The 20750-nt window shown below is 58.7% G+C and carries 23 protein-coding genes; 8 read left to right on the plus strand and 15 right to left on the minus strand.

The window, feature by feature from the left end:
• Window positions 1-260: 260 nt before the first annotated feature.
• The 5 genes from D8U73_RS16410 to D8U73_RS16430 are packed head-to-tail and all read right to left on the minus strand — an operon-like array spanning window position 261 to window position 4163.
• Entirely contained in the window at window positions 261-896 is a 636-nt protein-coding gene (locus tag D8U73_RS16410; protein ID WP_056854356.1) for an SCO family protein, read from the minus strand.
• Complete coding sequence (gene cyoE / locus D8U73_RS16415; RefSeq protein WP_056854357.1) at window positions 893-1792, minus strand: heme o synthase; 900 nt, start codon at window positions 1790-1792, stop codon at window positions 893-895. Before cyoE ends, D8U73_RS16410 begins: the two co-directional genes overlap by 4 nt.
• The gene (locus D8U73_RS16420) at window positions 1780-2853 is read right to left on the minus strand and encodes a COX15/CtaA family protein (RefSeq protein ID WP_130905134.1); all 1074 of its coding nucleotides are present in this window, start codon (window positions 2851-2853) and stop codon (window positions 1780-1782) included. Before D8U73_RS16420 ends, cyoE begins: the two co-directional genes overlap by 13 nt.
• A gap of 10 nt (window positions 2854-2863) precedes the next feature.
• Window positions 2864-3457 carry a hypothetical protein gene (locus D8U73_RS16425; protein ID WP_130905135.1) on the minus strand — a complete coding sequence of 198 codons (594 nt, stop codon included), beginning with the start codon at window positions 3455-3457 and terminating at the stop codon, window positions 2864-2866.
• Complete coding sequence (locus D8U73_RS16430; RefSeq protein WP_130905136.1) at window positions 3423-4163, minus strand: SURF1 family protein; 741 nt, start codon at window positions 4161-4163, stop codon at window positions 3423-3425. The genes D8U73_RS16425 and D8U73_RS16430 overlap by 35 nt, the downstream gene beginning before the upstream one ends.
• 70 nt (window positions 4164-4233) lie before the next feature.
• Here D8U73_RS16430 and D8U73_RS16435 point away from each other — a divergent pair, with 70 nt between their 5' ends.
• Window positions 4234-4437 (plus strand): twin transmembrane helix small protein, encoded by a 204-nt coding sequence (locus D8U73_RS16435; RefSeq protein WP_056854361.1) that lies wholly within the window; start codon window positions 4234-4236, stop codon window positions 4435-4437.
• Window positions 4438-4440: 3 nt separating this feature from the next.
• On the opposite strand, the gene D8U73_RS16440 is transcribed toward D8U73_RS16435, so the two are convergent.
• The 4 genes from D8U73_RS16440 to coxB all read right to left on the minus strand — a co-directional run bounded on the left by D8U73_RS16440 (window position 4441) and on the right by coxB (window position 8831).
• A complete protein-coding gene (locus D8U73_RS16440; protein ID WP_056854362.1) occupies window positions 4441-5328 on the minus strand; it encodes a cytochrome c oxidase subunit 3 in 888 nt (295 codons plus the stop codon).
• A gap of 25 nt (window positions 5329-5353) precedes the next feature.
• Window positions 5354-5905, minus strand: coding sequence for a cytochrome c oxidase assembly protein (locus D8U73_RS16445; protein WP_056854363.1), 552 nt, complete (start codon window positions 5903-5905; stop codon window positions 5354-5356).
• A 129-nt stretch (window positions 5906-6034) separates the two neighbouring features.
• Window positions 6035-7621 (minus strand): cytochrome c oxidase subunit I, encoded by a 1587-nt coding sequence (ctaD, locus tag D8U73_RS16450; protein WP_056854364.1) that lies wholly within the window; start codon window positions 7619-7621, stop codon window positions 6035-6037.
• An 82-nt stretch (window positions 7622-7703) separates the two neighbouring features.
• Entirely contained in the window at window positions 7704-8831 is a 1128-nt protein-coding gene (gene coxB, locus D8U73_RS16455; protein ID WP_130905137.1) for a cytochrome c oxidase subunit II, read from the minus strand.
• A 371-nt stretch (window positions 8832-9202) separates the two neighbouring features.
• On the opposite strand from coxB, the gene D8U73_RS16460 reads away from it, so the two are divergent.
• A complete protein-coding gene (locus tag D8U73_RS16460) occupies window positions 9203-9853 on the plus strand; it encodes a hypothetical protein (RefSeq protein ID WP_056854366.1) in 651 nt (216 codons plus the stop codon).
• Between the two features lie 119 nt (window positions 9854-9972).
• Here the strand turns inward: D8U73_RS16460 and D8U73_RS16470 are convergent, their stop codons facing one another.
• The 3 genes from D8U73_RS16470 to D8U73_RS16480 form a co-directional block, all read right to left on the minus strand.
• Complete coding sequence (locus D8U73_RS16470) at window positions 9973-11499, minus strand: SulP family inorganic anion transporter (RefSeq protein ID WP_130905138.1); 1527 nt, start codon at window positions 11497-11499, stop codon at window positions 9973-9975.
• 88 nt (window positions 11500-11587) lie between these two features.
• The gene (locus D8U73_RS16475) at window positions 11588-12319 is read right to left on the minus strand and encodes a carbonic anhydrase (protein ID WP_056854464.1); all 732 of its coding nucleotides are present in this window, start codon (window positions 12317-12319) and stop codon (window positions 11588-11590) included.
• 242 nt (window positions 12320-12561) lie between these two features.
• A complete protein-coding gene (locus tag D8U73_RS16480; protein WP_056854465.1) occupies window positions 12562-13620 on the minus strand; it encodes a PA0069 family radical SAM protein in 1059 nt (352 codons plus the stop codon).
• 221 nt (window positions 13621-13841) lie between these two features.
• Here D8U73_RS16480 and D8U73_RS16485 point away from each other — a divergent pair, with 221 nt between their 5' ends.
• Both D8U73_RS16485 and D8U73_RS16490 read left to right on the plus strand, forming a co-directional pair.
• The gene (locus D8U73_RS16485) at window positions 13842-14144 is read left to right on the plus strand and encodes a hypothetical protein (RefSeq protein ID WP_130905139.1); all 303 of its coding nucleotides are present in this window, start codon (window positions 13842-13844) and stop codon (window positions 14142-14144) included.
• Between the two features lie 103 nt (window positions 14145-14247).
• Window positions 14248-14892 (plus strand): tyrosine-protein phosphatase, encoded by a 645-nt coding sequence (locus D8U73_RS16490; RefSeq protein ID WP_056854467.1) that lies wholly within the window; start codon window positions 14248-14250, stop codon window positions 14890-14892.
• Between the two features lie 46 nt (window positions 14893-14938).
• On the opposite strand, the gene D8U73_RS16495 is transcribed toward D8U73_RS16490, so the two are convergent.
• Window positions 14939-15226, minus strand: coding sequence for a YheV family putative zinc ribbon protein (locus D8U73_RS16495; protein ID WP_056854468.1), 288 nt, complete (start codon window positions 15224-15226; stop codon window positions 14939-14941).
• Window positions 15223-17274, minus strand: coding sequence for an oligopeptidase A (gene prlC, locus D8U73_RS16500; RefSeq protein WP_130905140.1), 2052 nt, complete (start codon window positions 17272-17274; stop codon window positions 15223-15225). The genes D8U73_RS16495 and prlC overlap by 4 nt, the downstream gene beginning before the upstream one ends.
• A gap of 89 nt (window positions 17275-17363) precedes the next feature.
• Between prlC and D8U73_RS16505 the strand changes: the two genes are divergently transcribed.
• Together D8U73_RS16505 and D8U73_RS16510 are read left to right on the plus strand one after the other, a co-directional pair.
• Window positions 17364-17909: a gamma carbonic anhydrase family protein gene (locus D8U73_RS16505; RefSeq protein ID WP_056854469.1), complete on the plus strand. Its 546-nt coding sequence runs from the start codon at window positions 17364-17366 to the stop codon at window positions 17907-17909.
• Window positions 17910-17953: 44 nt separating this feature from the next.
• Complete coding sequence (locus tag D8U73_RS16510; RefSeq protein WP_056854470.1) at window positions 17954-18604, plus strand: HAD family hydrolase; 651 nt, start codon at window positions 17954-17956, stop codon at window positions 18602-18604.
• A 109-nt stretch (window positions 18605-18713) separates the two neighbouring features.
• On the opposite strand, the gene D8U73_RS16515 is transcribed toward D8U73_RS16510, so the two are convergent.
• Complete coding sequence (locus D8U73_RS16515; RefSeq protein ID WP_056854471.1) at window positions 18714-19805, minus strand: aminopeptidase; 1092 nt, start codon at window positions 19803-19805, stop codon at window positions 18714-18716.
• A gap of 58 nt (window positions 19806-19863) precedes the next feature.
• Here D8U73_RS16515 and D8U73_RS16520 point away from each other — a divergent pair, with 58 nt between their 5' ends.
• Window positions 19864-20286, plus strand: coding sequence for a hypothetical protein (locus D8U73_RS16520; RefSeq protein ID WP_056854472.1), 423 nt, complete (start codon window positions 19864-19866; stop codon window positions 20284-20286).
• Between the two features lie 40 nt (window positions 20287-20326).
• Window positions 20327-20746, plus strand: a complete 420-nt coding sequence (locus tag D8U73_RS16525) for a hypothetical protein (protein ID WP_056854473.1) — start codon at window positions 20327-20329, stop codon at window positions 20744-20746.
• The last annotated feature ends 4 nt before the right edge of the window (window positions 20747-20750 follow it).

Here is a 20750-nt window from a genome sequence, read left to right on the forward strand (position 1 = left end):
GAGCTGCATGCAAAATAAGTGAAACATTTTTCTTATAGATACTGAAAGACAGCGTCAATCCTTGATTTCCACCCCGCAAAAGGGGGGGCGGAATAAAAAATGGGCACACCAACCAGGTTGGGTGCCCATTTTTTGTTGCCTGAAATACGGACCTTGTGGGAGCGAGCCTGCTCGCGATAGGGCCATCAGATCCAACATCAATGTTGAATGTCAGTCCGCTATCGCGAACAGGCTCGCTCCTACAGGGTTGGGTGGCGTTGTCACTGACGCTTGAGCATCACCGGCAACTGCGCCACCAGCTTAACGTTGTTCAACGGCGCACGAATGAACCCGCGCTGCGTGCCGTCTGGTCCGATGACCGCGAGGTTGCCGCTGTGGTCGACGGTGTAGTTCGGCTTGCTGGTATCCGCCGGGATGAACGGAATGCTCACTGCATTGGCAACTTTTTGCAGTTCCTCCACGGAGTTCGGCGTCAGGCCGACGAATTGTGGATCGAAGTAACCCAGATACTGTTTGAGCTGCTTCGGCGTATCGCGATTGGGATCGACGCTGACCAGCACGATCTGCAACTTGTCCACCGCCTCCGGTGGCAGTTCACTTTTGATCTGGCGCAACTGGGCGAGGGTGGTCGGGCAGATGTCCGGGCAGAACGTGTAGCCGAAGAACAGCAGCGACCACTTGCCTTTGAGTTCATTGATTTCAACCGGTTTGCCGTCCTGATCGGTCATCGTCACGCTCGGCAGATTGCGGCTTTGCGGCAGCAGGATGATCCCGGCGTCGATCAGTGCCGTCGGGTCGCCCTGACCTTTGCCGGACAGCACTTTGTTGATGGTCAGGCCCAGGACCAGCGCGATCAGGGCGACAAGGATGAAGACGGTTTTCTGGGTTCGAGTCATAGGTTCAACAATAAGTAGTGGTCTACGAGCAGCGCGATGAACAGCAGGAACAAGTAATAAATAGAGTACTTGAACGTGTTGATCGCCGCGTGCGGCCGAGTGCCACGGTACAGCACCACGGCCCATTGCAGGAACCTCGCGCCGAGGACGATCGCGCAGGTCAGGTAGAGCAGGCCGCTCATGTGGATCACGTACGGCATCAGGCTCACGGCCAGCAGCGCGGCGGTGTAAAGCAGAATATGCACCTTGGTGTAATGCTCGCCGTGGGTTACCGGCAGCATCGGAATGTCAGCCTTGGCGTATTCCTCTTTGCGGTGGATGGCCAGCGCCCAGAAATGCGGTGGGGTCCAGGCGAAAATGATCAGCACCAACAGCAACGGTTCGGCACTGACATGGCCGGTGGCAGCGGTCCAGCCGAGCAAGGGCGGTGCGGCACCAGCCAGGCCGCCGATCACGATGTTCTGTGGCGTCGCACGTTTGAGAAAACCGGTGTACACCACCGCATAGCCAAGCAACGAGGCGAGGGTCAGCCAGGCTGTCAGTGGATTGGTGAAGGCCAGCAACAGGGCCTGGCCAAGCACCGCCAGCACCAGCGCAAACGTCAGCGCCGCCGTTGGTGAGACTCGCCCCTCGGCCAAGGGGCGTTTATGGGTGCGCGCCATGACGGCATCGATCCGCCGGTCCACCACATGGTTGACCGCTGCCGCACCGCCCGCACACAGGGCGATCCCCAGGTTGCCGAACACCAGCACGGTCCATGGCACCCCGGCGCGAGTGGCCAGGAACATCCCCACCAGCGAAGTGATGAGCATCAGCACCACCACTTTCGGTTTGGTCAGTTCCAGGTAGTCACGCCAGATTGCCTGGCTGTGACGCTCGCCGATCAGAATCGCCATGGCATTTCTCCTTTTATTGTTATGGGCCCGGCTGAATGTTTACGCGGGCTGAAGCGCCAGCGAGTTGTTTGTTTGACCCGAACCAGGCTGGTTCGCGCGTGATAATTGACCAGCACCATCGTCAGCAACAGCGCCGCACCCCCGGCGTTGTGCGCCACGGCCACCGGCAGTGGCAGATGGAACACCACGTTGCTGATGCCCAGCGTGATTTGCGCCGTGAGGGCGAGCAATACCAGCCCCGCCAGTCGCGTCATGCCGACTACCTTCAGTTGCCAGGCCAGGCCGAGCAGCACCAGGGTCACCAGTAGCGCGCCGATGCGGTGCGTCAGGTGAATCGCTGTGCGCGCATCACTGTCCAGTTGTCCGCCGAGGTAATTCGGGCCGATGTGCTGGGTCAGGTGAAAGCCATTGGCGAAATCGGCAGGGGGCAGCCATTGACCGTGGCAGGTCGGAAAGTCGATGCAGGCCACCGCGGCATAATTGGAGCTGACCCAGCCACCGAGGGCGATTTGCCCGATCACCAGCAGCAGCCCTGCCGTCGCCCAGTGCTGCAAACGACGTGGCACGGTCAATGCCGGCAGTACACCGGAGAGGCGCAAGGTCAGCAGGAACAATAGGCTCAACGTGGCGAAACCGCCGAGCAGGTGCCCGGTCACCACTTGCGGCCAGAGCTTGAGCGTCACTGTCCACATGCCGAACGCCGCTTGCGCGGACACCACCGCCAGCAGGAACAGCGGCAGCTTCACCGGCTGGCCTGGATGCCGGCGATGCATCCATGAGCGAGCGGCCAGGGCCACAATCAACAGCCCCAGGGTGCCGGCAAAATAGCGATGGATCATCTCGTTCCAGCCCTTGTGGGCTTCGACCGGCGTGTCCGGGAAATGCAATTCGGCATGGGCCAATTGGGCTTCGCTTTTAGGCACGCTGATAAAGCCGTAACAGCCGGGCCAGTCCGGGCAGCCGAGGCCGGCGTGGGTCAGGCGGGTGTAGGCGCCGAGCAACACCACAATCAGTGCCAGCAAGGTGGCAAACAGCGCGAGGCGAAATCCAGGTTTGGCCATGACGATGTCCTTATCCGATGTTGGACAGTTTCAGCAGGTGACGCAGGTCGTTCAGCAGATCCTTGCCCTTGACCGACGGGTCGTAGCGCAGCACCAGGTTGCCGTGGGGATCGATGATCCACAGTTGTGGTTCGGCCTTGTCACCCGTGGTTTTGCTGAAGGTAGCGAGGTCCAGCGGATAGCGTTGCAGCTGCGGGTATTCGCGGCTCAACTTGACCTGGTAATCGCTGCTCAACGGCTGTGCAGCGGCGATGGCATGGCTGGCGCGCCCGGCATCGCGGCCCAGGCCGATCTGGATCTGCCGCGCCAGATACACCAGTTGCTGACAGTCGACAGCGCAATCCTTGGGCGCGGTCACCAGCAACTGCCAGCGCTCTTCCTCAGCCTTTACGCCGAGGTCGGCGCGGGTCTGGCCATTGCCGATCAGTTCGCCGTGATAACTGCGGCCCTCCGGCACCCAAAACTGCAGTTTGTACATGCCGGTGGCGAGGATCATCGGCCCGATCACACCGAGCAGGATCAGCAGCAACTGCAAACGTCCCTTGCGCCGGTTCAACGCCGGTTTTGCCTCAGACATGCTGGGTGGATTCATGGCCGCTCCCATGGTGTTTCTCCTTTGCGTTGTGCCAACCGAGATAGAGATAAAGGCCGAACAGGGCGATCGACAGGGCGAACCACTGCACGGCATAAGCGATGTGTTTTTCCGGCCCCATGGCAACGACCGGCCAATCGGCCTGGTAAGTCGCCGGTCCGGTTTCTGCACGTAATTCATAGGCGAAGCCTTCGCGGTCGAGACCTGCCCAGAGCTTGGTCGGGTCAACTGCGGTGACCAATTGCGGCCAGGTCGTGGAATCGGGATCGGCGTGCAACTGGAAGGTTGCGCCCGGCGGCACGTAGACCCAGGCATCCAGGCTCAATGCCTGAACCGGTGTGGTGAATTGCGGTGGAGTGCGCCGGTCCGGCCACGGCAGCCAGCCTCGATTGACCAGCAGCCAGAGGCCGGTCGCCTGATCCTGAAACGGTTGCAGCAGCTCGACGCCGACCTTGCCGTCACGCTGGCGGTTATCCAGCAACAGGCTGTGGCTGGCATCGAACTGACCGTGCAGGCGAACCCGGCGGAAGGCTGGATCAACGCTGTGTTGCAGTTCGGTGCTGAGCATCGGTTCGGCGGCCCGGCGCTCGCTATAGGTTTGCAACAGCGCGCTTTTCTCCGCGCCCCGGCCCAATTGCCAGAACCCGAGCGACACCAGCAGCGGCAGCAGCAGGGCGACCACCAATGTCGGCACGATGCCCGGCCGGAAGCGCTTCATGGCGTCGCCAGAAAGTCAGTCGGTGCGATAGCTATACTCAAGTGCATCGCTAGTCCCCCGGAGTCTCACCATGCTCAAAGCAGCCATCGTCCTGATGCTGATTGCCACGGTTGTCAGCCTGTTCAGCGGCCTGTTTTTTCTGGTCAAGGACGACAGCAGTTCGAATCGCCTCGTCATTGCCTTGAGTGTTCGTGTCACGCTGGCCGCCATCACCGTCGGCTTGATCGCCTGGGGTTTTTTCAGCGGCCAGTTGGTTTCCCACGCCCCCTGGTAGGGGTTAAAGCACGTAAACGAATACGAACAAGCCGATCCACACCACGTCCACGAAGTGCCAGTACCAACTCGCCGCCTCGAAGCCGAACTGATGCTCGTTGTCGAAGTGCCCACGCATCACTCGTATCAGCATCACCAACAGGATGATGGTGCCCATGGTCACGTGGGCGCCGTGGAACCCGGTGAGCATGAAGAACGTCGCGCCGTAGATGCCCGAACCCAAAGTCAGGCCCAGTTCGTTGTAAGCGTGGATATATTCTTCAGCCTGGAAGCCGAGAAACGCACAGCCCAGCAATACGGTGATCGCCAGCCACAGTTTCAGCGCACCGCGATGGCCCTTTTTCAAGGCGTGGTGGGCGATGGTCACGGTCACACTAGAGCTCACCAACAGCACGGTGTTGAGCAACGGCAAGCCCCATGGACTGATGACGTCCTTGGGCGGCGGAAACAGTTTCGAGTCCGGATTGTTCAGCAACGGCCAGACGAACTCGAAGTTCGGCCAGAGCATGTGAGCCAGGCCTTTGGCGCCTTCTCCGCCGAGTGCCGGACCGGAGACCTGCCGGACATAGAACAGCGCACCGAAGAAGGCGATAAAGAACATCACCTCGGAGAAGATGAACCAGCTCATGCCCCAGCGGAACGAGCGGTCCATCTGCGCGCTGTACAAGCCGTCGCGACTTTCCTTGATCACCGTGCCGAACCAGCCGAACAACATGTAAGCGAGCAGCAAGCCACCGACGAAAAAGATCAGCGGGCCATGGGATTCTGGCCGTGCCGCCTTCAGGTCATTGAACCAGGTGGCCAGGCCGAACACCGTGACGAACATCCCGACCGTGGCGATGATCGGCCATTTGCTCTGGGCCGGAACGTAATAATGCTCATGAGTTGCCATTTATTGTTCTCCTTATCGGGCACGCTCAACCGCCAGTGTTTACTGCGACCGGTGGATGTCGGGCGGTGATATCGAACAGCGTGTAGGACAGCGTCAGGTGCTTCACTTCCTTGGGCATGTCACGGTCAACGATGAAACGTACCGGCATCTCGATCCGTTGACCGGGCTGCAGCACTTGCTGGGTAAAGCAAAAACATTCGGTCTTGTGGAAATACGCCGCCGCCGCGCTTGGCGCGATGCTCGGCACGGCCTGGGCGCTCATTGGCTTGTCGGTGGGGTTGTGTGCAATGAAGATCATCTCGTTCACCGCCCCGGGGTTGGCCGTCAACTCATCCTGCTTGGGATAAAAATCCCAGGACATGTCGGCGGAGTTGGTCGACAGAAACTGCACGCGAACCTGCCGCGAGCTGTCCACCGTTTGCTCACCCTCATACTGCCCGCCCGTCTTGCCATTGATGCCGAACGCCTTGCACATCACGTCGTAGATCGGCACCAGGGCAAACCCGAATACAAACATCGCCACCACCACCAGCAACAGACGAGTGACCAGCTTCTTCATCGAAATCGAATCAGCCATGATCTTGACCCTTTACCCGGAACCCCGTGGGAGCTGGCTTGCCAGCGATGGCTGCTTGCCTGACACACCGCGGTGATCCCATCGCTGGCAAGCCAGCTCCCACAGGAATTTCCACAGGGCATAAATTTTTCATTTCACTTCCGGCGGCGTAGTAAAGGTGTGATACGGCGCCGGCGACGGGATGCTCCATTCCAGGCCTTCAGCCCCATCCCACGGTTTGGCCGGTGCCGGCGGGCCACCACGAATGGTCTTGATCACGATGAACAGGAAGAAGATCTGCGTGGCGCCGAACATGAATGCGCCGATCGACGACACCATGTTGAAGTCGGCGAATTGCAGGTTGTAGTCGGGAATCCGCCGCGGCATGCCGGCCAGGCCCACGAAGTGCATCGGGAAGAAGGCCATGTTCATGCCGATGAACGACAGCCAGAAGTGCAGCTTGCCGAGGGTTTCGTCGTACATGTGGCCGGTCCACTTCGGCATCCAGTAGTAGGCGGAGGCGAAGATCCCGAAAATTGCACCCGGCACCAATACATAGTGGAAGTGCGCGACCACGAAGTAAGTGTCCTGGTACTGGAAGTCCGCCGGGGCGATGGCCAGCATCAGCCCGGAGAAACCGCCGATGGAGAACAGGATCACGAATGCCACCGCAAACAGCATCGGTGTCTCGAACGTCAGCGAGCCTTGCCACATGGTGCTGGCCCAGTTGAACACCTTCACGCCCGTGGGTACCGCGATCAGCAGCGTGGCGTACATGAAGAACAGCTCGCCCACCAACGGAATGCCGACCACGAACATGTGGTGCGCCCAGACGATGAACGACAGGAACGCAATACTGGCCGTGGCGTAGACCATCGAGGTGTAGCCGAACAGCGGCTTGCGCGAGAAGGTCGGGATGATCGAGCTGACGGCACCGAAGGCTGGCAGGATCATGATGTACACCTCGGGGTGACCGAAGAACCAGAACACGTGCTGGAACAGCACCGGGTCGCCGCCGCCGGCAGCACTGAAGAAGCTGGTGCCGAAGTGGATGTCCATCAGCATCATCGTCACGCAACCGGCCAGTACCGGCATCACCGCGATCAGCAGGAACGCGGTGATCAGCCAGGTCCAGACGAACAGCGGCATTTTCATCAGCGTCATGCCGGGGGCGCGCAGGTTGAGGATGGTGGCGATCACGTTGATCGCACCCATGATCGAACTGATCCCCATCAAGTGGATGGCGAAGATGAAGAACGTCACGCTTTCCGGCGCGTAGGTCGTCGACAGCGGGGCGTAGAACGTCCAGCCGAAGTTCGGCCCGCCACCCGGGGTGAACAGGGTCGAGACCAACAGGATGAACGCTGCCGGCAACAGCCAGAAGCTGAAGTTGTTCATCCGTGGCAGGGCCATGTCCGGCGCACCGACCATCAGCGGAATCATCCAGTTGGCGAGGCCGACGAACGCCGGCATCACCGCACCGAAGACCATCACCAGGCCGTGCATGGTGGTCATCTGGTTGAAAAATTCCGGCTGGACGATTTGCAGGCCTGGCTGGAACAGCTCGGCGCGAATCACCATCGCGAACGAACCGCCGAGCAGGAACATGGAAAACGCGAACCACAGGTACAGCGTGCCGATGTCTTTGTGGTTGGTGGTCAGCACCCAACGCATCAGGCCTTTGGCGGGGCCGTGGGCGTGGTCGGCATGACCGTGGTCATCGATTACGGCGCTCATGGCCTGTCTCCTTTAACCGGATGGGCTGGGCAGGCCGGGGCGCATTGCCCCGACCGGTTCCTGAGGTGAGCAATGGACCGGGTCATTTGCTTTCCGCCTGTTTCAGCTCAAGCACTTCTTTCGGCGTGACCATGTCGCCCTTGTTGTTGCCCCAGGCGTTACGTTCGTAGGTCACGACCGCCGCGATATCGACTTCCGACAGTTGCTTGCCGAAGGCCGCCATGGACGTGCCGGGCTTGCCGTGGAAGACAATGTTCAGGTGATCCTTGATCGGGCCGGTGGCGATTTTCGAGCCCTTGAGGGCCGGGAACATCGGCGGCAACCCCTGACCCTCAGCCTGGTGACAGGCCACGCAAGTGGTGTGATAGACCTTGTCGCCACGCTCCTTGAGCTCGTCGAGGGTCCATTCCTTGCTGGTCAGTTCCTTGAGTTGCGCAGCTTCCGCCTTGCGCTCGCCCAGCCATTTCTCGTAATCGGCCTTTTCCTTGACCTCGACCACGATCGGCATGAACCCGTGGTCCTTGCCGCACAGCTCGGCGCATTGGCCACGGTAGATGCCGGGTTTTTCGATGCGCGTCCAGGCTTCGTTGACGAACCCCGGGATCGCATCGCGCTTGACCGCAAAGGCCGGCACCCACCATGAGTGGATCACGTCGGCGGACGTCACGAGGAAGCGCACCTTGGCGCCGATCGGCAGCACCAATGGCTTGTCGACCTCAAGCAAATAGTGCTCGCTCTTGGCTTCCTTGTTGTGGATCTGGTCGGCGGGGGTGGCCAGGTTGCTGAAGAACTCGACGTCCTGGCCCAGGTATTTGTAATGCCATTTCCATTGATAGCCGGTGACCTGGATATCGATATCCGGCTCACTGGCGTCGTACATCTTGATCAGGGTCGCCGTCGCGGGAACCGCCATGGCCACAAGGATGATGAAGGGCACGATGGTCCACAGAATTTCGACGGTGGTGCTTTCATGAAACTTGGCCGCCACCTGCCCTGTCGAGCGGCGGTGCAGGATCATCGACCAGAACATCGCACCAAAGACGATGATGCCGATCACCACACAGATCCAGAAAATGGTCATGTGCAGGTCAAACACAGCGTGACTGATTTCAGTCGCTCCAGGCGCCATATTCACAGTCCAGGCCGCTTGCGCCTGACTGAAAATCGACCACAACAGGAGGCCCATCCAGACATGTGGATGTCGCATCATTGCGGGTTCCCCTTATCGTTCTTGTTATCCCGCCGGCTTTCACCTGCGGCAAGGGAGCGGCTGCATCAGACTACGAACTTGAATTGCCGAGCCTTGCTGCGTGTGCAGTCGGGCGTCATCAGCTAACTCCATTCCAACCCGAGTATAGACAGCGACTCTCACCTCGCAATGCCAAGGCGTAAATCATCTGAAACAGCATTAACTTGCGTTGCGGGGCACGAATGGAGAAGGATGCAGACGAGTGGTGGCGAACCGATATAACGCGGGCGTCTCAAGGATGAAATAATTATGACAAATGCGTCTTAGCATTTTTCGTAAGCCAGCTAAGTTATGTCTTCCCTATTTCATTGCCTTTGTTTCCTGGAGTTTTCATGAACACCGCCGCATTGCGCGAGCAGATCCAAAAAGCCCAACAACACGAAGCCGAGACCGGCCTGCTGACGCGTCAGCTGGAAAGCAAACTGCCTCATCTACACCCGGCGATCCAGTTGCCGGAGACCGATACCAACGGCGTACTCACGCGTTTTGTCGCCGCTTATATCGAAGAAGTGCCCGATCTGCTGGATGCAGCCAATGAAGTCGCAAGGGAAGCGGGCATCGAGTCACAGATCAAACCGGTATTGAAAATCGCCGAGCAGTACTTCATCCAGCCACCGGCAATCATGGCCGGGCACGTCGGGCTCGACAGCCTGCTGGACGAAGCCTATTTGGCCCACCGGTTTGTCGAAGAGGTCAACGACCTGTATATCAAGCACTTTGGCCAGCCACTGATCCCATTGGACATGACGGTCGCCAACCTGATTGCCCACCAGTTGATCGGTGAGGAATTTGCCAACCAACTGGATGAGGCAGTCCACCACGCCGTAGACGAAATGCTCAACGATGACAGCTTTGCGCTGGAGTCGGTGGAAGCCTACCGCGAGAAGCTCAACAGTCCGGATACCGGTGCTGCGTGGAAGCGCTGGCCGTGCATGTCGCGCCGTTTGGGTGTAGGCCTGGAGCTGGATCAGACGGTGGCCTGATCTACCGGTAAACACAATCCCCTGTAGGAGCGAGCCTGCTCGCGATGAGACCTAGTCATTCAACATTACAGTTGACTGATTCGCCGCCATCGCGAGCAGGCTCGCTCCTACATTGGCCCTCAGCCAGCCGCGCCAATTCCCGTATTAGTCCGAACCCGCCCTTCAAGCCTGCGCTTCAACCCCCGCGACTCAATCAACAGCTTCGAACCTTTGGCTGCATTCGCCCGACCCCATTCTTCCAGCAGTTCCAGGCATGAGTGATCGATGTAGCTCAGGTTATTGAGCGGCACGTGCACTGTCGCACCTGCGGGAATGGTCGCCAGTACCTTGGTCAGCGCCGGCACTTTGAGAAAAGTCGCCGCGCCTGTCAGGCGCAATTCCATTTCTCCTGCCTCGGGCAGATCGATCAGGCTGATTTTCAACCGTGAAGCCTTCAATGCCAGCTTCACCAGCGTCAGGCCGAAGCCGATCAATACGCCGGTCAGCAAGTCAGTGAAAACGATGGCTAATGCGGTGGCGGCATAGGTGAACATCGGCATCCGGCCGTAGCGCCCCAGACCGCGGAAAGCCTTGAGATCCACAAGCTTGAATCCGGTATAAACCAGCACACCCGCCAGGCTAGCCACCGGAATGCTTTGCAACACGCTCGACAACAGCAAAACGAACGCCAGCAGCCACAGGCCGTGGAAAATCGTCGAGTAACGCGTGGTAGCGCCGGCCTGGACGTTGGCGGAGCTGCGCACGATCACGCCCGTCATCGGCAGAGCGCCGAGCAGCCCGCAGAGCATGTTACCGACGCCTTGCGCCGACAGTTCCCGGTCGAAGTCCGAGCGCTGGCCGCTGTGCATCCGGTCTACTGCGGCAGCCGACAGCAGGGTTTCGGCACTGGCGATGAAAGCCACTGCAAAGGCAGCGATGAGCAGGGCAGGGTCTGCCAGATTGAGCAAATCTGCCGGTCGCAGCCAATCAATGGCTTCAGCCAGATTGGCCGGAACCTCCACCCGTTTGACCTGCAACGACATGAGCAGGCTGGCGGTAGTGGCGAGACCCACACCGAGCAAGGCGCCAGGTATGAAACGCAGAGAATGCGGACGCAGCTTTTCCCATAGCCACATCACGGCGATGGTCGATAACCCGAGCAGGCCGGCCTGCCAGCCAACGGATGGCAAAGCCTGGGCGACTGCGGTGGGAAAGCTCGCGAGGTTATCCAGCCCTGACGGCTTTGGCGCCGCATCGAGCATCACGTGCACCTGTGAGAGGACGATCAGCACACCGATCCCGGCAAGCATGCCGTACACGACGGCAGGCGCTGTCACGCGGAACCAGCAGCCCAGTTTCAAACGGCCGGCCACCAATTGCAGAAAACCTGCGAGCAGTAATATCGGCCCGAGCATGGTCACGCCATGCTGACGTACCAGTTCGAATACCAGTACCGCCAGACCGGCGGCGGGACCGCTTACTTGCAAGGGCGAACCGGCCAGCCAACCAACGACCAGGCCACCAATGATCCCGGTGATCAGGCCTTTGGCCGGAGGTAAACCCGAAGCAATGGCAATGCCCATGCACAAGGGCAGGGCGACCAGAAAAACGACCACGGAAGCCAGCAGCTCCCTTGGTAAAACATTTTTGAATTGCGCAGCACGCATGGTGATTCTCCCGAAGTTTTCTTCAGGCATGGCGAAGCCAGGCTGCCTGATCGGCAGCCTCGACTGAACCATACGGATTTAGGAGGTTTTAGAAGCGCGCTTTGGGCGTCGCCACCGGAACGGGCAGGCTGCCATTGAGCGGCAGGAAACATCCCTGATCGGCGTCGTAGGCTTTGATTTCGCTGGTTTCGATGTTGTAGACCCAACCGTGGATAAACAACTGACCGTTAGCCATTCGCGAGGCAACCGATGGATGAGTGCGCAAATGCTGCAATTGGGCGATGACATTCTCTTCGGTGAGGATGTGCATGCTTTCGCTTTCATTCGCGCAGTTGCAGTTGTCCTGGACCATGGTCTTCGCCACTTCGGCATGCCGCAGCCAGGCTTTGACCGTAGGCATTTTTTCCAGGCTCTGGGGGTTGAGCACCGCTCGCATCGCGCCGCAGTCGGAGTGCCCGCAGATGATGATGTGGTGCACACCGAGGGCCAGCACCGCGTACTCGATCGCCGTGGAGACACCTCCGTTCATCTGTCCGTAAGGCGGTACGACGTTGCCGACGTTACGCGTCACGAACAGGTCGCCGGGGGCGCTTTGGGTGATCAGTTCAGGAACGATGCGCGAATCGGCGCAGGCGATGAACATGGCTCGCGGGCGTTGAGCCGTGGCGAGTTTCTTGAAGAGCTCTTCCTGTTGCGGAAAGATCTCATGATGGAAATGCAAAAAGCCGTCAACGATATGCTGCAGCGCTGCATCGGCGGTTTCCGCCTCGGGTTGGGTGGAAGCCGACGCAGCCAACGGCTGTTTATCCTTGTCACTCATGATTCATCCTCTTTGGCGGAGTCAGGGAGTTTTCCGTGAAGTCCGGTGTGAAGCCAGTGGCTGTATAAAAAACATCCAGGTCGAAGGCCTCGACCCGTCAGTCACTCGATGAACAAGGTAGCGGCCGAATCTTAACTCAAACTGAATAAAGCGCTCTAGAACGTGTGTTCCAGGTCACAAAAAACGTGACCAGCTTAATCTTCGAGCGCGTTCTTCAGTACTCAACCATAGGCCAATTGTCCTCAAATCAGTGACATTTGGCGACCCGGCGGACAAAAGGCGTCGCAGTCCAGGTTGAAGCCTTCCCGATGATTAAGCCCCAGGCGCTTGATGGTCTTGGCAAAGCGCTGCGCCAGCAAATCGGCAAACGGTCCTTCTCCGCGCATTCGTGCGCCAAAGCGGCTGTCGTAAAGCTCACCGCCACGACTCTGGCGTATCAGGCTCAACACATGCGCCGCCCGTTGCGGATAGTGGGCGGCCAGCCATTGCTCGAACAGCGGCGCCACTTCCAACGGCAGGCGCAACATCATGTAGGCAGCGCTTTGCGCCCCGGCCGCCTGGGCTTCAGTGAGCAGGCTTTCGAGTTCGCTGTCGTTGATCATCGGAATCATCGGTGAACACAGCACACCCACCGGAATGCCCGCATCACGCATGACCCTGATTGCCCGCAGCCGGGCCTTGGGCGCCGCGGCGCGGGGTTCGAGGATGCGTTTGAGCTCGTCGTCAAGGGTGGTCAGGCTGATCATCACCGCCACCAGCCTTTGCTGTGCAAGTTCGGCCAGAAGGTCCAGATCGCGAAGAATCAGTGAACCTTTGGTGATGATGGTCACGGGATGGCGATAGCGCAGCAATACCTCGAGAGTCTGGCGGGTGATTTTGTACTCGCGCTCGATCGGCTGATACGGATCGGTGTTGGAACCGAGGTTGATCGGCGCACATTGATAGCCGCGCTTGGACAACTGCTGTTCCAGCACCTCCACTGCATTGGTCTTGGCGATCAACCGGGTCTCGAAATCCAGCCCCGGCGACATGTCCCAATAGGCGTGACTGGGGCGCGCATAGCAATAAATGCAACCGTGTTCGCACCCACGATAAGGATTGATCGAGCGGTCGAAGGGCAGGTCTGGTGAGTTGTTGCGAGTGATGATGCTTTTCGCCGTCTCGATGCGCACTTCGGTGCCTTGAGTCACTGGCGCTTCCTGATGCCAGCCGTCGTCCTCGGCTACCGAGCGGCTCGGAGCAAAGCGATTGTGCGGGTTGGCCGCAGTGCCGCGACCGCGGGGAGGCAGGATGGTCGCCATCGAAGGTGTTCCTTGGTCTGTATATTCATACAGTATACGAGGTTGCCCCTATCAACCAGTACCGTTCAGCTTTTTACTAGGCTGGGCAGATCTTTCAAATAGCGTGTCCGGCAACTGGTAAATTGAAGAAACATATAAGGCGTCGCTCGATTAAACGTTACCTTCTATATTCTTACCTCCAAGTAACACCCACTAAGCAAAATAAATAAAAGGATTTGTTTATGTCTTTCTTTAATCAGCGTGGCATCTTTCTACAACTCATGCGGCCGAGCCCTTCGGAGCCGAATACTCTTGTTTCGTTGCAACTTGCTCGTAAAGAGCTAAGTTGGGATGCGGAGAATCAACAACAAATCGAAACCTTGGTTGATTCGGTTTTTTTTACGGCCACGTCCAAAGACCTTGGCAACTCTTTCAGTATTGGAAACGTTAACAAGGATGTAGACCGCGACGGGGTCATTGGTGCAGGGGACAAGGCCAAGTTAGAGGCACTGGCCAAGGCTTATGCGGCGATTATCAATCCTTGATGCAAGGGTTCACGTTTCTTTGACAGATAGCTCACGGGTCTTTGACTGATCAGGATGCAAGCTTGACCTCAATGTCCAGCTTCCATCCTGACGGTCACCCAGCATGTTCTTTCTGCGTTTTATTTCGGTGATGTGTTTATCACTGGTCGTATTGCTTCACTTGGCACCGGTGTACGCCGATGATGCCGATTTGCGCCGTCCGGCAGAATGGGCACAACCGGTCGAAGTGCAATACAACCTGTTTAAAATGTCGCCGACGTTGTACCGCAGTGCATTACCCGACAGTGGAGCGCTGCGGTTATTGGAAAGACTCAAGGTCGCAACAGTCATCAGTTTTCTACCTGAGTCGGACGCAAACTGGTTATCCACGCCTGCAATCACTCAAGTACATCTGCCTTATCGAACCAACCACGTCGATGATGCCGACATACTCAAGGCATTACGGGCCATTCGAACTGCCGAAACCAATGGCCCGGTGCTGATGCACTGTAAACACGGCTCAGACCGAACCGGCCTGATCGCGGCCATGTATCGGGTGGTGGTGCAGGGATGGAGCAAGGAGGACGCGCTGAGCGAAATGACCCAGGGCGGCTTTGGAGACAGCACTCACTTCAAGGACGGCATCCGTTACATGATGCAGGCTGACGTGGACAAGCTTCGCACTGCATTGGCCAATGGCGATTGCAGCACGAGCCCGTTCGCGGCGTGTTCGATGAAAAACTGGTTCCAGTCCGCTCATCTTCAGTAACAACAACGCCTCCCACTGCATTGCGCATCGGGAGGCGTCTTTCTACTCAATGCTGCTCGTCAGGTTTCTTTTTCAGCTTCGGGTTCGGGAAAAACTGCACTGCCTGAACCTTGGTATCAGGTGCCTTCAGGGCAGACGTATTGACCCGGGTGCCCAGTTCCTTGGGCACCGACAAACCTTGTTCATTGAGCGTGTCCGAGTATCCGCAAGCCACGCATTCACGATGCGGCACGCTGTCTTCGTTCCACATCATCAACTTGTCCGGCTCACTGCAGGCCGGGCAAACCGCCCCGGCGATAAAGCGTCGTTTGGTAATCACGGGACCCTCACTCATGCTGCCGCGTCCTCACTCAGGCCGCTGTGGCGCAAGAGTGCGTCAATCGAAGGCTCGCGGCCACGGAAGTCGACGAACAACACCATCGGCTCCTGGGAACCCCCCCGCGCGAGAATCGCCTCGCGGAATGCTCGGCCAGTGTCGGCGTTGAGCACGCCTTCTTCCTCGAACTTCGAAAACGCATCAGCGGACAGCACTTCTGCCCATTTATAGCTGTAGTACCCCGCGGCGTAACCGCCGGCGAAGATGTGCGCAAAGCTGTTGGGGAAGCGGTTGTAGGCCGGTGGGCGCATCACAGAAACCTCGTCCCGCACCCCTTCGAGCACTTGCAGCACACTGCGGCCGTCGCCGTGAGTCGCATGCAGTTCGAAGTCGAACAGTGAGAACTCCAGTTGGCGCACCATCATCAGGCCGGACTGGAAGTTCTTCGCCGCAAGCATTTTTTGCAGGAGGTCCTGCGGCAACGGCTCGCCGGTTTCGTAATGACCGGAAATCAGCGCCAGGCCTTCCGGCTCCCAGCACCAGTTTTCCATGAACTGGCTCGGCAACTCGACCGCGTCCCAGGCCACGCCGTTGATTCCGGACACGCCGGCGTGCTCGACCCGGGTCAGCAAGTGGTGCAGGCCATGGCCGAACTCGTGGAACAGCGTGGTGACTTCATCGTGGGTCAGCAGCGCAGGCTTGCCGCTGTCGGCTGGGGTGAAGTTGCACACCAGGTTGGCCACCGGGCTTTGCAGCACTCCGTCAGCGGTGCGGCGACGGTCCCGGGCGCCGTCCATCCAGGCCCCGCCGCGCTTGTTGGCGCGGGCGTAGAGGTCGAAGAAGAAGCGCCCGACGTGCTGGCCGTTTTCCTTGATTTCGAACAGGCGAACATCCGGGTGCCAGGTGTCGAAGCCTTTTTGTTCGGCGATCTCGATGCCGTAGAGGCGCTGAACGATGGCGAACAGACCGCCCAGTACTTTATCGATCGGGAAGTAGGCACGCAGCGCTTCCTGGGCAACGCTGTAGCGCTGTTCGCGGAGTTTTTCGCCGTAGAAACCGCTGTCCCAGCTTTGCAGATCCGCGCAGCCCTGCTCCGCGGCGTAAGCCTTGAGCTGTTGCAGGTCCTGGGCGGCGAACGGCTTGCTGCGTTGGGCCAGATCGCGCAGGAAGCTCAGCACCTGGTCGCTGGACTCGGCCATTTTGGTGGCCAGGCTCAATTCCGAGAAACTGCCGAAGCCCAGGAGTTTTGCCAGTTCCTGACGCAGGTCGAGGATTTCTTCCATCACCGGACCGTTATCGTTCTGCCCGGCATTCGGGCCTTGATCCGACGCACGGGTGCAGTAGGCGGCGTAGACTTCTTCACGCAGCGCACGGTTGTGGGCGTAGGTCATCACCGCGTAGTAGCTTGGGAACTCCAGAGTGATCAGCCAGCCATCCAGTTCTTTGGCTTGTGCCGCGGCGGCCATTTGCGCCTTGGCCGAATCGGTCAGGCCGGCGAGGGCGGCTTCATCGGTGATGTGCTTGGTCCAGGCCTGGGTTGCGTCGAGCAACTGGTTGGAGAAGCGGCTGCCCAACTCGGACAGTTTGCTCTGCACTTCGGCATAGCGCTTCTGCTGCGCTTCCGGCAGGTCGATACCCGACAGACGGAAGTCGCGCAGGGCGTGTTCCAGGATGGTTTTTTGCGCAACGTCGAAACCGGCGGCTTCCGGGCTGTTGGCCAAGGCTTCATAGGCCTGGAACAGTTCACGGTTCTGGCCCATTTCAGTCGAGTAAGCGCTCAATGCCGGCAGGCATGACTCGTAGGCTTCGCGCAGTTCGGCGCTGTTGCACACGGCGTTCAAGTGGCTGACCGGGCTCCAGGCGGCGCCCAGGCGGTCGTTGAGTTCATCCATCGCCAGCACCAGGCCGGCCCAGGTCGGTTGTTTGCCCTGGGTCTTGAGGATCTCGATAATGGCGGCACGGTTATCCGCCAGGATCTGTTCAATGGCCGGTTGCACATGCTCGGCACGGATCGCGGAGAACGGCGGCAGGTCGTAGGACTGCAAAAGAGGGTTGTTCACGCTCACGGTTGGCACCTTGGCTGGAAGAAACATGCAGCCATCTTAATTACAATCGACGTTCACCGCAGCTATCAGCAACAGAGAGAAACCCTATCGTGAATCTTCGCAAATACCAGAACCACACGCCGTTGCTGGGTAAAGGCGCCTTTGTCGACCGCTCGGCGGTGGTGATCGGCGACGTAGAAATCGGCGAGGACAGCTCGGTATGGCCGTTGACGGTGATCCGCGGCGACATGCACCGCATCCGCATCGGTGCGCGCACCAGCGTGCAGGATGGCTGCGTGCTGCACATCACCCATGCCGGGCCGTTCAACCCCGACGGTTTCCCGTTGCTGATCGGCGATGACGTGACGATTGCCCACAAAGTCATGTTGCACGGGTGCAGCGTGGGCAGCCGGGTGTTGATCGGCATGGGCAGCATCGTGATGGACGGCGCGGTGGTTGCCGACGATGTGATCATTGGTGCCGGCAGCCTCGTACCACCGGGCAAACGCCTGGAAAGCGGCTTTTTGTATGTGGGCAGTCCGGTGAAGCAGGTAAGACCGCTGACTGACAAGGAACAAGCCTTTTTCACTTATAGCGCGGCGAACTACGTGAAACTCAAGGATCTGCATCTAGCCGAAGGCTACGACCAAAACTAAGCCCCTGATAACGAAAAGCGCCTCGCCATTGCCCAGGAATTTTCATGCATTACCAAACCGTTTTATTCGACCTCGACGGCACGCTGACTGATCCGCGCGAGGGCATTACACGTTCGATCCAATTTGCCTTGAGTAAGCTCGGCATCGATGAGCCCGACCTGACCCGGCTCGAACACTTCATTGGTCCGCCGTTGTTGCAGGCGTTCATGCAGTTCTATGGGTTTGATGAGCCAAAGGCCTGGGAAGCGGTGAATTTCTACCGGGAGCGTTTCAAAGTCACCGGCTTGTACGAAAACCGTGTATTTGATGGCGTCACCCCGCTTCTGGAAACCCTTGGAGGCCAAGGGCGACAGCTTTACATCGCCACCTCCAAGCCGTGGGTGTTCGCCCGTGAAATCGCCCGGCATTTCGACTTCGCCAAACATTTCAAAGTGATTTACGGCAGTGAGCTCGATGGCACCCGGACCAATAAGGTCGAGCTGATCGCGCACTTGGTAGCCGAGGAAGGCCTGGACCCGGCCAATACGCTGATGATCGGCGACCGCAAGCACGACCTGATTGGCGCACGCAGCAATGGCCTGGACGCCGCGGCGGTGGGATACGGATTTGGCAGTCGGGAAGAGCTGAGCGCTGAAGCGCCGGCCTATCATTTTGAAACGCTGGACGAGATGCACCAGGCGTTTTTGCGCGGCTAATGAAGTCGCCATCGCGGGCAAGCCTTGCTCCTACAGAGTTGTTGTCGTTCATGGATTTTTCACTCGACGCAAATTCGTAGGAGCAAGGCTTGCCCGCGATGACGTCGGTTCAACCTCCAGAGATTTTTGAGCCCGCCAATGTTTTCAACGCCGCTTTACGTTTTTCCAGCGGCAACGCCCCCAGCTCTTCCGCCGCCATATAAAACGCCACCCAATCCCCACCAGCCTGCTTGAATAACGCTGCAAACGCCCGCACCCACTGGTCATAGAGCCCAAACGGCAACAGCCGCGCGTTGTTCATCGGGGCATTGATCCATGCGTCATAGCGTTTATCCCCGGCCCATTGGCTGTCGCGCAATTGGCGGTACTCGTCGCGCATGCGTTCGAACTCCGCCGCTTTGCGCTGACGCATTTGCTCCGGCGGCAAGGGCTGGGCGTACAGGTTTTCAAGGCGGCTGCGGGTGTCCAGAACCAGCTCAATGAATTGAGCCCGTTGCCGTGCCTGCGCTCCGCTTTCAGGCGGCAGGCGACGGTAGGCACGCCATTGGCGGGTGCCCTCCTGTTCGACGAAGGTGGCGAATGACTCGTTGAACTCCGTGTCGTCCTTCACGTACACGCGTTGATGCGCCAGTTCGTGAAAGATCAGCGTGGCCAGGCGTTCGTCGCCCCAGCCCATCATCGAACTCATGATCGGATCATTGAACCAGCCCAGTGTCGAGTACGCCTCGACGCCGCCGATGGATACGTCCAGGCCTTGCAGGCGCTGCAACGCCGCCTCACCGCGAGCGGCACTCTGGCTGTAATAGCCGCGATACGCCACGCACCCGGCAATCGGGAAGCAGTGATTTTGCGGTTTCAGGGAAAATTCCGGCGTGGCAAATACGTTCCAGACTACATAAGGGCGACCAATGTCAGCGTACAAGCGGTAACTCTGGTTATCCGGCAGGTGCAACTGTCGGCTGGCGAACGTCCGGGCCTTTTGCGATTCGGCCAGATGCGCACGCAGTTTCTGATCTCGCTGAGAGTCGGCAATGACACTGGAAACCGGCTCCCGTGCCCGCAGCAACTGCATCTGACCGCTGGCCAGTTGGCTGTAGTAACTGATGCTGGAACAACCGTTGAGCAACAAAAATAACGCACCCGGAAACAAAACGCGTAAAACGCGATCAAGTAACCCAAGGCTTGGACGCGGCCTGATCAAAATAAAAATCTCTGGAGAGTCTGCTCGCAAGACTATCCCGCTTGACTGGAGCTCCGCTATGCGCAAGTTGATGCTGACGGGAGGCCTGCTGATGCTGGCCGGTTGTGCCGGGTTCGGGTTACCTCACCATGATCCGACGCAGGCATGGATCGATCTGGAGTCGCATCAGGAAGACACGGCACTGCTGGCGATGGAGGTGGACAACAAGGCGGCCACCGACAAGCGTTACTTCGAGGTGCAGCCGGGCAGTCATGAGTTGACGGTTCGCTATCAGTTTCCGGTGCAGCCCACCAACATCGGCCCCGATGCCGAGCCGCTGTGGCGTGATTGTCAGATGAACGTGAAATTCAACGGTTTCAATGCCGGTGAGCGCTATCAACTGCAAGCGGGGAACATTGGCTTCCGCCCGTGGGCCAAACTTTACGATCAGCAGCGAAAAGTCATCGGTCAAGGCACACCGGCTGGCTGCCAACGCACCTGATCAGCGCTATCCTGAGTATCCAGACATCGGGATATTCATCATGCGCAGGTTATTGCTGTTACTGACCGCAAGTGCGGTGGCCGGTTGTTCGACACCGATGCCGGCAGCTAATCCGCAAATGGCGTGGGTCGATTTCTCTACGCCATTTCCCAACGACAAATTGTTGATGGCCGAGCGTCTGGACAACCAGCGATTGCGTGATGGACGTTTTTTCCAGGTCACCCCGGGTAGTCATGAGTTGACTGTTCGCTTCGATTTCGAAGTGCCGGGTGGAAGTTCGGACCTAATGGATGGTGGCACGGAACGGCTGTGCTACATGATCATCAAGTACGATCATTTCGAAGCCGGTCAGCGTTACCTGCTTCAGGCCCGCTCCATGGCGTTCACCCCGCAAGCACGCCTGTATAACGCCAAACATGAAATCGTTGCCGAAGAACGCCAGATCAACTGTGTTCCGTAGGGTC

It is taken from the genome of Pseudomonas sp. Sample_22, from assembly GCF_004307635.1.
Lineage (GTDB): Bacteria > Pseudomonadota > Gammaproteobacteria > Pseudomonadales > Pseudomonadaceae > Aquipseudomonas.